This is a genomic window from Agromyces sp. NSFZ (assembly GCF_056156205.1).
Window position 1 is genome coordinate 1984503 of sequence record NZ_CM149585.1, and the last position, 13096, is coordinate 1997598.

Consider the following 13096-nt stretch of genomic DNA (forward strand, 5'->3'; position numbering starts at 1 on the left):
AAAGACACCGCCACGGCGCGCCAGGGGCCGGGGTGTTGGTCCAGTCGGGGGGAAGTGTGGGTGCGCTGTGGGTGGGGGCTGCGCCGGCGCGACAAGACACTGAGGAATCGAGGGGGCTTCCGCCCCGCCGGATGTCGCAACAGCACGATTCCGTGCCGAACGAGTTCCGACTCCGGGTCTTCACTCTCGAAAGGAACACAGCATGTCCGACACCGCAACATCCCTCGCAGATCCCTTCCTCAGCGCCGGCTCCGACGGGTTCGCGGAGCTGCGCTCGCGGCTCGACGGCGAGCTTCTGACCGTGGGGCATCCGGCCTACGACGATGCACGCAGGACCGTCTCGATCAAGATGGACCGTTTCCCCCTCGCGATCGTCCGCGCCGCGAACGCGGAGGACGTCGCGTCAGCCGTCGTCTTCGCGCGCGACCACGGACTCCCGATGGCCGTGCGCAGCGGGGGACACAGCCTCGCCGGGCTCAGCATCATCGACGACGCCCTCGTCGTCGACCTCTCGCAGATGAGGGGCATTGAGATCGACCCCGAGACCCGCATCGCGCGCGTCGGCGCGGGCGCGACCTCCGGAGACCTCGCCGGCCCCGCACATGCGCACGGGCTCGCCCTCTCGACCGGCGACACTCAGTCCGTCGGCATGGGCGGCCTGACGACCGGCGGAGGAATCGGGTTCCTGGTGCGTCGGCACGGCCTCACCATCGACAACCTGCTGTCGGCCCAGGTCGTGACCGCGGACGGCCGGATCCTGACGGCCAGCGCGGATGAGCACCCGGACCTGTTCTGGGCGATTCGCGGCGGCGGCGGCAACATGGGCATCGTCACCGAGTTCACCTACCGTCTCGCGCCCGTCAGCCACATCCTGGGAGGCGTCCTCGTGCTTCCGGCGACCCGTGACGTGCTCCGCGGCTACCTCGACTACTCCGTCGCGGCGCCCGACGAGCTGACCACCCTCGCCAATCTCACGGCGGCGCCGGACGCGCCGTTCATCCCCGAGGGATGGACGGGCAGGCCGGTCCTGATGGTCCTCGTGGCCTGGAGCGGCAGCGCGGAGGAGGGTCAGCGCGCGCTGGCCCCGCTGCGCGCGCTGGCCACGCCCGTCGCCGACCTCCTCAGCTGGATGCCGTATCCGGCGATCTACGAGTTCACGGCGCATCTGGCCGAGCCGCACGGCGCGTCGATCCGGATGATGTTCGCCGACGAACTCAGCGATGACGCCCTCGACGCGATGCTCGCGGCGGCGGAGACGGCGTCCTCGCCGTTCAACCTGATCCACCTCCGGGGACTCGGCGGCGCCTACGCTCGCGTCGCCGACGACGCGACCGCGTTCGCGCATCGTGACCGGCGCTACTTCGTGGCGGTGATCGCCGTCTGGCTCGATCCCGAGGAGGACGCGTCGCCGCACGAAGCCTGGACGGCGCGGACGTGGGATCTCCTGCGGCCGGAAGGAGCGGGGGTGTACGTGAACTTCCTCGAGAACGAGGGCCCCGATCGCGTGCGCGAGGCCTATCCGGGACGGACGTACGACCGACTCCGGGCGATCAAGCTCGAATACGACCCCGAGAACGTCTTCCGGTTCAACCAGAACGTCGTTCCGGCCTGCTGATCCGGCGCTCGCTTCCGCGAACGCCGAAGGCCCCGCACGATCGTGCGGGGCCTTCGGGCAGTGCGGGTCCGCGTCAGAGCGCGGCGACCTGCTTCGCGATGGCCGACTTGCGGTTCGCGGCCTGGTTCTTGTGGATCACGCCCTTCGAGGCGGCCTTGTCGAGCTTGCGCGTCGCGACGCGGAGGGCGGTCGTCGCCTTCTCCTTGTCGCCCGAGGCGATGGCCTCGCGCGTGGCGCGGACGGCGCTCTTGACCTCGCTCTTGACGGCCTTGTTGCGCTCCTGCGCCTTCAGGTTGGTGCGGATGCGCTTGATCTGCGACTTGATGTTTGCCACGTGGTGTTCTTTCGTTCGTGTGCGGGTACCGGATGTGCCGCGCGCGGTAGAGGGGCCGACGCGGCGTCTCGTGCGGGGTGGGACCCACACGCAAGCCAACAGACAACGATACCAGTACGCCCCCCGCGGCTCCAAAGCGAGTCGCGCAGCGCCGGAGGAGACCGTGCCGGTCACCGCGTGGGCGGGACGAACTGGCTGGCGGTGAACGTACCGCCCTGCGGAGGTCAGGCCGGAGCGGTACCCACACGGCGTCGTCGGCGCTGCTCGCGGGCCGCGCGCAGTTCGAGCTCGGCGACCGCGCCGAGCACCGCGGCGGTGAACTCCTCCGGACGGACGAGGCTCACGAGATGCGTCGCCCCGGGCACCACGACGAGGCGGGCGTCGCGTGCGGCACGGAGCATCCGCCGCTCCTCGATGCGGAAGTGGTCGAACCGCCCGTTCACGAACCACACGGGCACCTCGATGCGCCGGAGCGCCGCCTCGGGGTCGAGCTCGCCGACCACCCCGAGTGCGGGCGACATGACCTCGAGCGCGACGCCGCCGCCGAGCACGTCGGCCACGGCCTCGCGGGAGAGGAAGACATGCGCCATGAGGTCGTTCATGGCACGGCCCCGGTCGGGCATCCGGCCGATGATCTCGGCGAGGCGGCGGTAGCCCGCGAGGCCCGGCCCCCGCGGCCGGGTGCCGCAGGAGGCCGCGACGAGCCCGTCGATGCGACCCGGATGCGTCGCCGCGTACTCGATGGCGAGGTAGCCGCCGAGACTCAGGCCCACGAGGAGGACGGGGGTCGGTCGCGCATCGTCACCCGGGCCGGTCGACGACGACCCCACCGCCTCGTCGATGACGCGCATCGCGTCGTCGAGTGAGAACGGATGCCCCATTCGCTCGCCGTGCCCGGGCAGGTCGACCGCGACCGCGTCGATGTCGTGGCGGGCGAAGGCGCTGAGCTGCCGCCGCCACATGGAGGCGGACGTGCGGATGCCGTGCACGAGCACGACGCGGGCGCGCGGCATCGGTCAGCCCGCCCTGATCGCACCGAGCTCTCGCGCGCGTGCGACCGCGGCGGTGCGTGAACCGACGCCGAGCTTCGCGAAGATGTGCACGAGATGCGACTTCACGGTGGCCTCGCTGAGGAAGAGGGCGCGGCCGATGTCGCGGTTCGATCGGCCTTCGGCCACCAGCGAGAGCACCTCGGCCTCGCGAGCGGTGAGACGCTCACCGCTCGTGCGGGAACTGTCGAGGCGCGACGACACCGCCGGCGCGAGCGCTGATTCCCCGACGGCCGCCGCGCGCACGGCCGCGACGAGCTCGGCGGGCGGGGCGTCCTTCAGGAGGTATCCGCTCGCGCCCGCCTCGATGGCGCCGAGGATGTCGGCATCGGTGTCGTAGTTCGTCAGCACGAGCACGCGCGGGGCGCCGTCGTGCGAGCGGATGCGGCGGGTCGCCTCTGCGCCCTGCAGTGCACCCGGGAACTGCAGGTCCATGAGCACGAGGTCGACGCCGGAGGTCTCGGCGAGGCGCACGGCATCCTCGGCCGTCGCGGCCTCGGCCACGACCTCGAGGTCGGGCTCGGACTCGAGCAAGGCCCGGATGCCGGCCCGCACGACGGGGTGGTCGTCGCTGAGCAGGAGCCGGATCACTCGGCCACCACCACCGGGATGCGCACCGAGATCGCGGTGCCCTCGCCTGGTGCGGATTCGATCACGATGCTCCCGCCCTGCCGTTCGGCGCGTTGTCGCATGGCCCGGAGCCCGAACTTCACGCCGTCGGCCTCCGATCGCTGCACGGCGACGGCGTCGAATCCGACGCCGTCGTCGACGATGTCGAGGGCGACCTCTTCGCCGAGGTAGCTGAGGGTCAGCTCGGCGCGCGAGGCATCCGAATGCCGGAGCACGTTCGCGAGGCCGCCCTGTGCGATGCGCAGGAGCGACGCGTCGGCCGCCATGGGCAGGACCACGGGCGTGCCGCTGGTGCGGAAGGTCACGCGCGTGGGAGAGCCCGACTGCTCGGCCTGGTCGTTCACGGCATCGACGAGGCGACGGAGCGCGGCCGGCAGGGTCTGCTCGTCGAGCGACGGGGGAGTGAGTTCCCGGATGAAGCGGCGCGTCTCGCCGAGATTGTCGGCCGCCGTCTCGCGCGCGAGGCGAAGCTTGTCGCGGGTGCGCTCGTCGTCGATGTCGCGCTCGGCGGCGTGCAGCAGCATCTGGATGCTGGACAGGCCTTGGGCCACGGTGTCGTGGATCTCGCGCGCGAGGCGCTCGCGCTCGGCGAGGGTGCCGGCCTCCCGGCTCGCCGCCGCGAGCTCCTCACGCGTGGCGAGCAGGTCGAGGATGAGTGCTTGGCGGTCGCGCGTCTCCTGCGACATGGCCCGATAGCCGAGTCCGATCACGATGGCGACGCCCGAGCTGATGAGCGGCCCGAGGATGGAGCCGACCTCGAAACCGAGGTGCGAGGCGGTGCCCCACACCGACAGCCCGAACGTGATCACGACGAGCGGCACCGCGACGGGTGCCGGCAGCACGTGCAGCTCGAGGAAGAAGAGGGGGAACGCGAGGAACGCGGCATCGGGCGTCAGGGCCGCCAGCGCCACCCAGAGCCCGAGCAGCGCGACGAGCCAGGCCACCCGCGCCCAGGTCGGCAGGTGCCGGTGTGCCGCGGCGACGCCGGCGCCGTACCAGGCGAGGAATGCGACCGCGAGGATCGTGACCGGCACCTCGGTCGGGGCGTCCTCGAGGAGGGCGCGCACCACGACGAACAACGTGAGCCCGACGACGAGCAGGTGCAGCCCGAACCGGAGCGTGAGGAAGACGGGGCGCAGGGCGGAGGGCGCCACGCGTGCGTCGGTGGCCTCGATCACGGTCATGGTGATTTCAGCGTAGCCTCAGGGTCGCCGCGAGACATCCGTCGAAAGTCGGCTCGCCGGTCGCGTCGGCAACTCATGGGAGAATCGTCGGGATGTCCCCACGAGCTGTCAATCCTCCGGTGCCCGCTGCCACCGACCCCGCGTTGATCCGCAACTTCTGCATCATCGCGCACATCGACCACGGCAAGTCGACGCTGGCCGACCGCATGCTCGGCATCACGGGCGTCGTGAGCGATCGCGACATGCGCGCCCAGTACCTCGACCGCATGGACATCGAGCGCGAGCGCGGCATCACGATCAAGAGCCAGGCCGTGCGCATGCCGTGGCAGGTCGGCGACACGTCGTACGCCCTCAACATGATCGACACGCCGGGCCACGTCGACTTCAGCTACGAGGTCTCGCGATCGCTCGCGGCGTGCGAGGGCGCCATCCTGCTGGTGGATGCCGCGCAAGGCATCGAGGCGCAGACGCTCGCGAACCTCTACCTCGCGCTCGAGAACGACCTCGAGATCATCCCCGTGCTGAACAAGATCGACCTGCCGGCGGCCGAGCCCGAGAAGTACGCGCGCGAACTCGCCGACCTCATCGGCGGCTCGCCCGACGACGTGCTGCGCGTGTCGGGCAAGACCGGCGTCGGCGTCGAGGAGCTCCTCGACCGCGTCGTCGAGCGCATCCCCGCCCCGGTGGGCGATGCGGATGCCCCGGCGCGGGCCATGATCTTCGACTCCGTGTACGACAGCTACCGCGGCGTGGTCACCTACGTGCGCATGGTCGACGGCAAGCTCAACCCGCGCGAGCGCATCCAGATGATGTCGACGCGGGCCACGCACGAGATCCTCGAGATCGGCGTGAGCGCCCCCGAGCCGAGCCCCACCAAGGGCCTCGGCGTCGGCGAGGTGGGGTACCTCATCACGGGCGTGAAGGACGTGCGCCAGTCGAAGGTCGGCGACACCATCACGACCGCGTCGAAGCCCGCCGCCGAGGCGCTGGCGGGCTACACCGAGCCACTGCCCATGGTGTTCTCGGGCCTCTACCCGATCGACGGCAGCGACTATCCCGAGCTGCGCGAGGCGCTCGACAAGCTGAAGCTCTCGGATGCCGCGCTGGTCTACGAACCCGAGACGTCGGTCGCCCTCGGCTTCGGATTCCGCTGCGGATTCCTCGGCCTGCTGCACCTCGAGATCGTCACCGAGCGACTGCGCCGCGAGTTCGACCTCGACATCATCGCCACGGCGCCGTCGGTGGTCTACGAGGTCACCACCGAAGACAAGAAGACGGTCACGGTCACGAACCCGAGCGAATTCCCGACGGGGGCGAAGATCGCCGAGGTACGCGAGCCCGTCGTCAAGGCCGCGATCCTCGCGCCGAAGGATTACGTGGGCACCATCATGGAGCTCTGCCAGTCCCGTCGCGGCACCCTGCTCGGCATGGAGTACCTCGGCGAAGACCGCGTGGAGATCCGCTACAACATGCCGCTCGGCGAGATCGTCTTCGACTTCTTCGACAACCTGAAGTCGAAGACCGCCGGCTACGCGTCGCTCGACTACGAGCCCGCGGGCGAGCAGGCCGCCGACCTCGTGAAGGTCGACATCCTGCTGCAGGGCGAGCAGGTCGACGCGTTCAGCGCCATCGTGCACCGCGACAAGGCGTACGCCTACGGCGTGCTCATGACCGGGCGACTGCGCGAGCTCATCCCGCGCCAGCAGTTCGAGGTGCCCATCCAGGCAGCCATCGGCGCACGCATCATCGCGCGCGAGTCGATCCGCGCGATGCGCAAGGACGTGCTCGCCAAGTGCTACGGCGGTGACATCACCCGCAAGCGCAAGCTCCTCGAGAAGCAGAAGGAGGGCAAGAAGCGCATGAAGATGGTGGGTCGCGTCGAGGTGCCCCAGGAGGCGTTCATCGCCGCGCTCTCGGGTGAGACCGAGAAGAAGGACGCCAAGAAGTAGCCGGACGCGGCGCTCCCGGGAGCCGGTCAGGCGACATCCGTAGAATGAACGGATGACCCGACGCAGCACGTTCACCGACCAGTCGGTCACGTACGGCGCCATCGGCGCGACGCTCGACCCCGACCTGCTGCGGTACCCGCCGGCCGGATTCCGGCCCGCGGAGGACTCGGTGCGCCTCGGCTCCGGCGAGGAGCGCTTCGCACGATCGGCCGAGGCGCTGATGACCTGGGGCATCCAGCGGGGCGCCGGCTTCGAGGTGACCGAGATCTCGCCCGGCACCGGCGCCCAGTACCCGGGCATCGTGTACGACGCCGACGGCACTCCGCTCGCCGAGCAGCCCGGTCTCCGCACGGAGGACCGTTTCGGCCCCGACGGCACGCCCTACATCGCCGCAGGCATGACCGCCACGCTCGTGCGCAAGGGGCGCATCCTCACCCATCGCACCCCGGTGCTCGTCGTCTACGTGATCGACGAGCCGAAGCGCGTCGGATTCGCCTACGGCACGACCGCCGAGGGTCCCGAGAGCGGCGAGGAGTCGTTCATCCTCGAGCACCGCGACGACGACGGCGTATGGCTCACCATCCGGTCGATGTTCGACACCCGCGGCGTCGCGCCGACGCAGCGCCGCAAGCGCCGCGAGCTCACCCGTACCGAGCTCCGCGCCCTGCATCCCGCCTACACCTGATGGCGTCGGCGCTCCCGCTCGGCGATCCGGCGCCGCTCGACGGGCTCCTCCCGCCGTCGGCCGCGTTCGGCGCCGACGAGCGCGCATTCGGCGTCTACGTGCACGTGCCGTTCTGCCGGGTGCGCTGCGGGTACTGCGACTTCAACACGTACACCGCGAGCGAGCTGCGCGGCGTCCGGCAGGTCGACTACGCCGACCATGCCATCGGCGAGCTGCGGATGTCGCGGCGCGTGCTCGAGGCATCCGGAGTCCCCGAACGCCTCGCCGAGACGGTCTTCTTCGGCGGCGGCACGCCGACGCTGCTGCCCGCAGACGACCTCGTGCGGATGCTTGCGACCGTGCGCGCCGAGTTCGGGCTCGCCCCCGGCGCCGAGGTGACCACCGAGGCGAACCCCGACTCGGTCGACGCGGAGTACCTCGCGACGCTCGCCGAAGGGGGGTTCACGCGCGTGTCCTTCGGCATGCAGTCGGCCGTGCCGCATGTGCTCGCCGCGCTCGACCGGACCCATGACCCCGAGCGCGTGCCGCTCGTCGTCGGCTGGGCGAGGGATACCGGTCTCGACGTGAGCCTCGACCTCATCTACGGCACGCCGGGGGAGTCGCTCGACGACTGGCGCCTGAGCGTCGAAGCCGCGATCGCCCAGCGCCCCGATCACCTGAGCGCCTACGCGCTCATCGTCGAGGACGGCACGAAGCTCGCCCGGCAGATCCGACGAGGAGAGCTCGCGCAGCCGAGCGATGATCTCGAGGCGGACATGTACGACCTGGCCGACGAACTGCTCGACGCGGCGGGGTACACGTGGTACGAGGTGAGCAACTGGGCCACGGCGGCCGAGCACCGATCACGACACAATCTCGGCTACTGGCGAGGCGACGACTGGTGGGGCGTCGGCCCGGGTGCGCACAGCCACGTGGGCGGGGTGCGCTGGTGGAACGCGAAGCATCCGTCGGCGTACGCCGACCGGGTGACCGCCGGTCACTCGCCCGCGGTGGGCCGCGAGGTGCTCGTCGCGTCGACGCGTGAGACCGAGCGGGTGCTGCTCGCCACGCGCATCCGCGAGGGACTGGACATCGCCTCCCTCGCGCCGAGCGGCCGTCGCGCCGTCGCCGGACTGATCGCCGATGGCATGGTGGACGCGAAAGCCGCCCTCGCCGGTGGGCTGACACTCACCAGGCGAGGGCGGCTGCTCGCGGACGCCGTGGTCAGGCGCCTGCTCGAGGACTGACGCCTCTCAGCTCACGAACTTGATCGTGAGCGGGTACGAGTACGGCTGGCCCTGGTTGGCCTTGATCGCGGCGATGATGCTGAAGATGATCACGATCACCCACACGGCGATGAGGATGAAGATGCCGATGATGACGAACGTCAGGATCGAGCCGACCACGTAGGCGATCGTCATCGTGATCTGGAAGTTCAGCGCCGTGGCGGTGTGCGCGCGCACGAACGGGCCCTTGTCCTTGAGGATCAGGTAGCCGATCAGCGCCGGGATGAAGCCGAAGAAGATGCCACCGATGTGGATCAGCGTCGACCACAGTTTCTCGTCGTTCGGGCTGAGCGCGGGGCTCTGCTCGTACGGGTTCTGCGGCGGCGGGGGCGGGGTGGGGGTGTCGGACATCAGATCTCCTCGTTCGGGCTCGTCCTCGCGGCGAGACTCATTTCGGTGTTCATGCTGGCACAGCGACGGCCGCCACGGGAGTAGGACGCCCCCACGGCGGGCGAAACTTACGTTCGGATTACTTGATGAGGCGGATCGCGAACGGGTAGCGGTAGTGCTTGCCGTCCTTGGCCTGGAGGAAGGCGATGATCGAGAAGACCACGCCGAGGATCCACACGACCCACGACAGGAAGGCGCCGATCACCACGATCATGAGGATCGCCGCGATCACGTAGCCGAAGACCAGGGTGACCTGGAAGTTCAGGGCCTCCTTCGCCTCGGTGTTCGTGAACGTGCCGCGGTCCTTGAAGACGAGCCAGATGATCAGGGCCGGGATGAAGCCGAGGATGCCGCCGAGGTGGGCGAACGAGCCCCACTGGATGTCCTGCTCGGGCGACAGGGGTGCGGCCGCGGCGGGCTGCGGCGACGGTGCGGCGTTGGGATCGGACGCAGGGAGGTTCGGGTCGGTCATGGCATGCCTTTCAGGGGGTTCACGGTGGAGCCGCGTGGGCGCGACGGGGGATGATCGCTGCTGGGACCCGCGGAGTACCCATACGGTATCGCCGCGTGGCGAGCGGTGGCAACGGCCTCTTTTGAAGGATGTCGCGGTAGTATTGGCAGTCGGATACAGGGAGTGCTAAGCGAGAGGAAGCGAGGGTCATGGTCTCCGAACGCAGCCTCGCCGTGCTCCGCGCGATCGTGCAGGACTACGTCGCCTCCCGGGAGCCCGTCGGCTCGAAGACGATCGTCGAGCGGCACGCCTTCGGCGTGTCGGCCGCCACGATCCGCAACGACATGGCGCTCCTCGAGGAGGAGGAGCTCATCGCGGCTCCGCACACCTCCTCCGGTCGCATCCCCACCGACAAGGGCTACCGGGTCTTCGTCGACCAGCTCACCGAGATCCGTCCGCTGACCTCCGCGCAGCGACAGGCCATCGAGACCTTCCTCGGCGAATCGAGCGACCTCGACGAACTGCTCGCGCGCACCGTGCGCCTCGTGTCGCAGCTCACCAAGCAGCTCGCCGTCGTGCAGTATCCGAGCTTCGCGAGTGCCCGCGTGCGGCACGTCGAGCTCGTCTCGATCTCGCCGACGCGGGTGCTGTGCATCCTCATCGCCGATTCCGGGCAGGTCGAACAGCGCCTCGCCGAGGTGGAGCACCCCGTCGATGACGAGACCCTCGCCGACCTTCGCGCGCGGCTCAACGGCGCGGCCGGGGGCCGCACGATGGCGGATGCCGCGGAGGCGCTGTCAGGCGAGATCGAGAGCGTCGACCGCCGCCACGCCGAGGTGCTGCACACGCTCGCCGCGACCCTGGCCGACCAGGCGCGCATGCAGCGCCCCGACCGGCTCGTGGTGGCCGGGGCCGCGAACCTCGTGGCCACCGAGCAGGACTTCCCCGGCTCCATCCTCAGTGTCATCGAGGCGATCGAGGAGCAGGTGGTGCTGCTGCGCCTCTTCGGCGAGATGGCCACCGACGAGCACTCCGTGGTCGTGCGCATCGGACGCGAGAACGCGCCGTTCGGCCTCGGCGAGACCTCGGTCGTGTCGAGTGCGTTCGAGATCCCGGGGCGCGACGTCTCCCGACTCGGCATCGTGGGCCCGACCCGCATGGACTACTCCAACAGCATGGCGGCCGTTCGCGCCGTCGCCCGCTATCTCTCCCGCACGCTCGGCGAGAGCTGATCCGCCGCCCGTCGTTCCGACCGGCATCCGGCAATCGAAAGGACAAGCCCCTCCGTGGCCGACCATTACGAGGTCCTCGGCGTCTCGCGCGACGCCACCCCCGATGAGATCAAGAAGGCGTACCGACGTCTCGCCCGAGAGCTTCACCCCGACGTGAACCCCGGCGCCGAGGCATCCGAGCGCTTCAAGGAGGTCACTCACGCCTACGACGTGCTGAGCGATCCGAAGCAACGCCAGCAGTACGACCTGGGCGGCCGCGGCGGCGGCTTCGGCGATCAGGGCTTCGGCGGGTTCGGCGACATCTTCGAGACGTTCTTCGGCGCGGGGCAGGCGAGCCGCGGCCCCCGGTCGCGACGCGAGCGCGGCCAGGACGCGCTCATCCGCGTCGAGGTCGGCCTCGACGAGGTCATCTTCGGCACGCATCGCGACATCGACGTCGACACGGCCGTCATCTGCGAGACGTGTCACGGCTCCTGCTGCCAGCCCGGCACGTCGCCCGTCACCTGCGACATCTGCGGCGGAACCGGCTCGATCCAGCGTTCGGTGCGTTCGCTCCTCGGCAACGTCATGACGTCGAGCCCCTGCGGCACGTGCCGCGGGTACGGCACCATCATCGCGACGCCGTGCGTCACCTGCCAGGGGCAGGGTCGCGTGCGCGCGCGGCGCACGGTGCCCGTCGACATCCCGGCCGGCGTCGACACGGGCGTGCGGCTGCAGATGCCCGGCTCGGGCGAGGCGGGTCCGGCCGGTGGCCCGAACGGCGACCTGTACCTCGAGATCAAGGTGCGGGGCCACGAGGTCTTCAGCCGCAACGGCGACGACCTGCTCTGCACCCTCGAGGTCGCGATGACCGATGCGATCCTCGGCACGAACACGACGGTGAAGGCGCTCGACGGCGACGTCGACGTCGAGCTCCGGCCCGGCCTGCAGAGCGGCGAGATCCTCACCGTCAAGGACCGCGGGGTCACGAGGCTCCGCGGCGCCGGCCGCGGCGACCTGAAGATCGGCGTGCAGGTCGTCACGCCCACGAAGCTCTCCTCGAAGGAGCGCGACCTCATCCACCAGTTCGCATCATCGAAGAAGGCGCCGGCGCCGCAGCTCAGCCACTTCCAGCAGGGTCTGTTCGCGCGGCTCCGCGACCGCTTCCTGGGCTGACGGATGTCGCGGTGAGCCACCTCTACCTCGACGAGTCGCTCGACCTCGCCGGCGTCGCGCCGGGTGACGCGGTCGCGCTGACCGGTGATGAGGCGCGGCACGCGGTCACCGTCGCCCGCGTGCGAGCCGGGGAGCGCATCGCCATCGGCGACGGCCGGGGCACCGTGGTGCACGGCGTCGTCGCATCGACCGATGCCCGCGAGCTCGTGCTCGAGGCCGACGAGATCCTCGTCGAGGAGGCGCCGGCGACGCGCATCACGCTCGTGCAGGCGTTGGCCAAGGGTGATCGCGACGAGCTCGCCGTGCAGGCCGCCACCGAGCTCGGCGTCGACGCGGTCGTGCCGTGGGCGGCCGCCCGGTCGGTGTCGCGCTGGGAGGGCCCGAAGGCCGAGAAGGGGCGACTGCGCTGGGCCGCCATCGTGCGCGAGGCGGTCAAGCAGTCGATCCGCTCGCGCGTGCCCGAGGTGCTGCCGGTGACCACCACCGCCGAACTCGCCGGCCGGCTCGGCGACGCGCGGATGCTCCTGCTCGAGCCCACCGCGACGGCGGCCCTCACCGACCTCCGACCCGACGGCCGCGACCTCGCGCTCGTCGTCGGCCCCGAAGGCGGCATCGCGCCCGCCGAGCTCGAGCGGCTCGTCGCCGCAGGCGCCGAACCCGTGCGGCTCGGGGCATCCGTGCTGCGCACCTCGACCGCCGGGCCGGCCGCCATCGCGGTGCTCAACGTCGCGCTCGGGCGGTGGTGAGGCATCCGTCGCTACGATGGGAGGATGACCGCTTCGCGCACCGGGCCGACCCTGTTCGAGCGTATCGCCGCCCGCGAGATCCCCGCGCGATTCGTCGCCGAGACCGATCGGGTGATGGCGTTCCACGACATCGCACCCAAGGCGCCGGTGCACGTGGTGGTCGCACCGAAGAGCGGTGAGTACCGCAACGTCGTCGAACTCGCTGCCGGCGACCCGAGCCTGCTCGCCGAGCTGGTGCAGGTGGCCCAGGAGGTCGCGGCGAGGCTCGCCGACGGCGACTTCCGACTGGTGTTCAACACGGGCCCCGGCGGCGGACAGACGGTGTTCCATGTGCACGCCCACGTGCTCGCGGGCGGCCTCGAGGAGGCGTCGCTTGCCGGCTGACCCGCAGGATTCCGAGGCCCAGACGGG

General features: G+C 70.5%; 14 protein-coding genes. 8 read left to right on the forward strand and 6 right to left on the reverse strand.

The features are described 5' to 3' along the window. Window positions 1-202 precede the first annotated feature (202 nt). Window positions 203-1615 carry an FAD-binding oxidoreductase gene (locus ACVFI9_RS09425; RefSeq protein WP_474766012.1) on the forward strand — a complete coding sequence of 471 codons (1413 nt, stop codon included), beginning with the start codon at window positions 203-205 and terminating at the stop codon, window positions 1613-1615. 73 nt (window positions 1616-1688) lie between these two features. Here the strand turns inward: ACVFI9_RS09425 and rpsT are convergent, their stop codons facing one another. The 4 genes from rpsT to ACVFI9_RS09445 all read right to left on the reverse strand — a co-directional run bounded on the left by rpsT (window position 1689) and on the right by ACVFI9_RS09445 (window position 4812). Further along, the gene (rpsT, locus tag ACVFI9_RS09430) at window positions 1689-1949 is read right to left on the reverse strand and encodes a 30S ribosomal protein S20 (RefSeq protein WP_448004419.1); all 261 of its coding nucleotides are present in this window, start codon (window positions 1947-1949) and stop codon (window positions 1689-1691) included. 224 nt (window positions 1950-2173) lie between these two features. After that, window positions 2174-2962, reverse strand: a complete 789-nt coding sequence (locus tag ACVFI9_RS09435) for an alpha/beta fold hydrolase (protein WP_474766013.1) — start codon at window positions 2960-2962, stop codon at window positions 2174-2176. 3 nt (window positions 2963-2965) lie between these two features. After that, window positions 2966-3589, reverse strand: coding sequence for a response regulator (locus ACVFI9_RS09440; protein ID WP_474766015.1), 624 nt, complete (start codon window positions 3587-3589; stop codon window positions 2966-2968). Beyond that, window positions 3586-4812, reverse strand: a complete 1227-nt coding sequence (locus ACVFI9_RS09445) for a sensor histidine kinase (protein WP_474766017.1) — start codon at window positions 4810-4812, stop codon at window positions 3586-3588. Before ACVFI9_RS09445 ends, ACVFI9_RS09440 begins: the two co-directional genes overlap by 4 nt. A 92-nt stretch (window positions 4813-4904) precedes the next feature. On the opposite strand from ACVFI9_RS09445, the gene lepA reads away from it, so the two are divergent. From lepA to hemW, 3 genes are read left to right on the forward strand one after another with little or no spacing between them, the layout of a single operon-like run. Next, entirely contained in the window at window positions 4905-6761 is a 1857-nt protein-coding gene (gene lepA / locus ACVFI9_RS09450) for a translation elongation factor 4 (protein WP_474766019.1), read from the forward strand. A gap of 52 nt (window positions 6762-6813) precedes the next feature. Further along, a complete protein-coding gene (locus ACVFI9_RS09455; RefSeq protein ID WP_474766021.1) occupies window positions 6814-7446 on the forward strand; it encodes a DUF1990 family protein in 633 nt (210 codons plus the stop codon). Continuing rightward, a complete protein-coding gene (gene hemW, locus ACVFI9_RS09460) occupies window positions 7446-8672 on the forward strand; it encodes a radical SAM family heme chaperone HemW (protein WP_474766022.1) in 1227 nt (408 codons plus the stop codon). The genes ACVFI9_RS09455 and hemW overlap by 1 nt, the downstream gene beginning before the upstream one ends. A gap of 6 nt (window positions 8673-8678) precedes the next feature. On the opposite strand, the gene ACVFI9_RS09465 is transcribed toward hemW, so the two are convergent. Both ACVFI9_RS09465 and ACVFI9_RS09470 read right to left on the reverse strand, forming a co-directional pair. Continuing rightward, window positions 8679-9062: a DUF4870 domain-containing protein gene (locus ACVFI9_RS09465; RefSeq protein WP_474766023.1), complete on the reverse strand. Its 384-nt coding sequence runs from the start codon at window positions 9060-9062 to the stop codon at window positions 8679-8681. 118 nt (window positions 9063-9180) lie between these two features. Beyond that, complete coding sequence (locus ACVFI9_RS09470; RefSeq protein ID WP_474766025.1) at window positions 9181-9573, reverse strand: DUF4870 domain-containing protein; 393 nt, start codon at window positions 9571-9573, stop codon at window positions 9181-9183. A 188-nt stretch (window positions 9574-9761) separates the two neighbouring features. Here ACVFI9_RS09470 and hrcA point away from each other — a divergent pair, with 188 nt between their 5' ends. From hrcA to ACVFI9_RS09490, 4 genes are read left to right on the forward strand one after another with little or no spacing between them, the layout of a single operon-like run. Next, window positions 9762-10784: a heat-inducible transcriptional repressor HrcA gene (gene hrcA / locus ACVFI9_RS09475; protein WP_474766027.1), complete on the forward strand. Its 1023-nt coding sequence runs from the start codon at window positions 9762-9764 to the stop codon at window positions 10782-10784. A gap of 54 nt (window positions 10785-10838) precedes the next feature. Beyond that, on the forward strand, window positions 10839-11939 hold the full coding sequence (dnaJ, locus tag ACVFI9_RS09480; RefSeq protein WP_474766029.1) for a molecular chaperone DnaJ: 1101 nt from the start codon (window positions 10839-10841) through the stop codon (window positions 11937-11939). 11 nt (window positions 11940-11950) lie between these two features. Then, a complete protein-coding gene (locus ACVFI9_RS09485; RefSeq protein WP_474766030.1) occupies window positions 11951-12685 on the forward strand; it encodes a 16S rRNA (uracil(1498)-N(3))-methyltransferase in 735 nt (244 codons plus the stop codon). A gap of 24 nt (window positions 12686-12709) precedes the next feature. After that, window positions 12710-13069 (forward strand): histidine triad nucleotide-binding protein, encoded by a 360-nt coding sequence (locus ACVFI9_RS09490; protein ID WP_474766032.1) that lies wholly within the window; start codon window positions 12710-12712, stop codon window positions 13067-13069. The last annotated feature ends 27 nt before the right edge of the window (window positions 13070-13096 follow it).

Excerpts from the sequence above, each read along its gene's own strand:
- ACVFI9_RS09470 (WP_474766025.1), bottom strand. The coding sequence starts at position 9,573 with ATGACCGACCCGAACCTCCCTGCGTCCGATCCCAACGCCGCACCGTCG.
- ACVFI9_RS09455 (WP_474766021.1), top strand. The coding sequence starts at position 6,814 with ATGACCCGACGCAGCACGTTCACCGACCAGTCGGTCACGTACGGCGCC.
- ACVFI9_RS09465 (WP_474766023.1), bottom strand. The coding sequence starts at position 9,062 with ATGTCCGACACCCCCACCCCGCCCCCGCCGCCGCAGAACCCGTACGAG.
- lepA (WP_474766019.1), top strand. The coding sequence starts at position 4,905 with ATGTCCCCACGAGCTGTCAATCCTCCGGTGCCCGCTGCCACCGACCCC.
- hemW (WP_474766022.1), top strand. The coding sequence starts at position 7,446 with ATGGCGTCGGCGCTCCCGCTCGGCGATCCGGCGCCGCTCGACGGGCTC.
- ACVFI9_RS09445 (WP_474766017.1), bottom strand. The coding sequence starts at position 4,812 with ATGACCGTGATCGAGGCCACCGACGCACGCGTGGCGCCCTCCGCCCTG.
- ACVFI9_RS09435 (WP_474766013.1), bottom strand. The coding sequence starts at position 2,962 with ATGCCGCGCGCCCGCGTCGTGCTCGTGCACGGCATCCGCACGTCCGCC.
- ACVFI9_RS09490 (WP_474766032.1), top strand. The coding sequence starts at position 12,710 with ATGACCGCTTCGCGCACCGGGCCGACCCTGTTCGAGCGTATCGCCGCC.
- ACVFI9_RS09425 (WP_474766012.1), top strand. The coding sequence starts at position 203 with ATGTCCGACACCGCAACATCCCTCGCAGATCCCTTCCTCAGCGCCGGC.
- hrcA (WP_474766027.1), top strand. The coding sequence starts at position 9,762 with ATGGTCTCCGAACGCAGCCTCGCCGTGCTCCGCGCGATCGTGCAGGAC.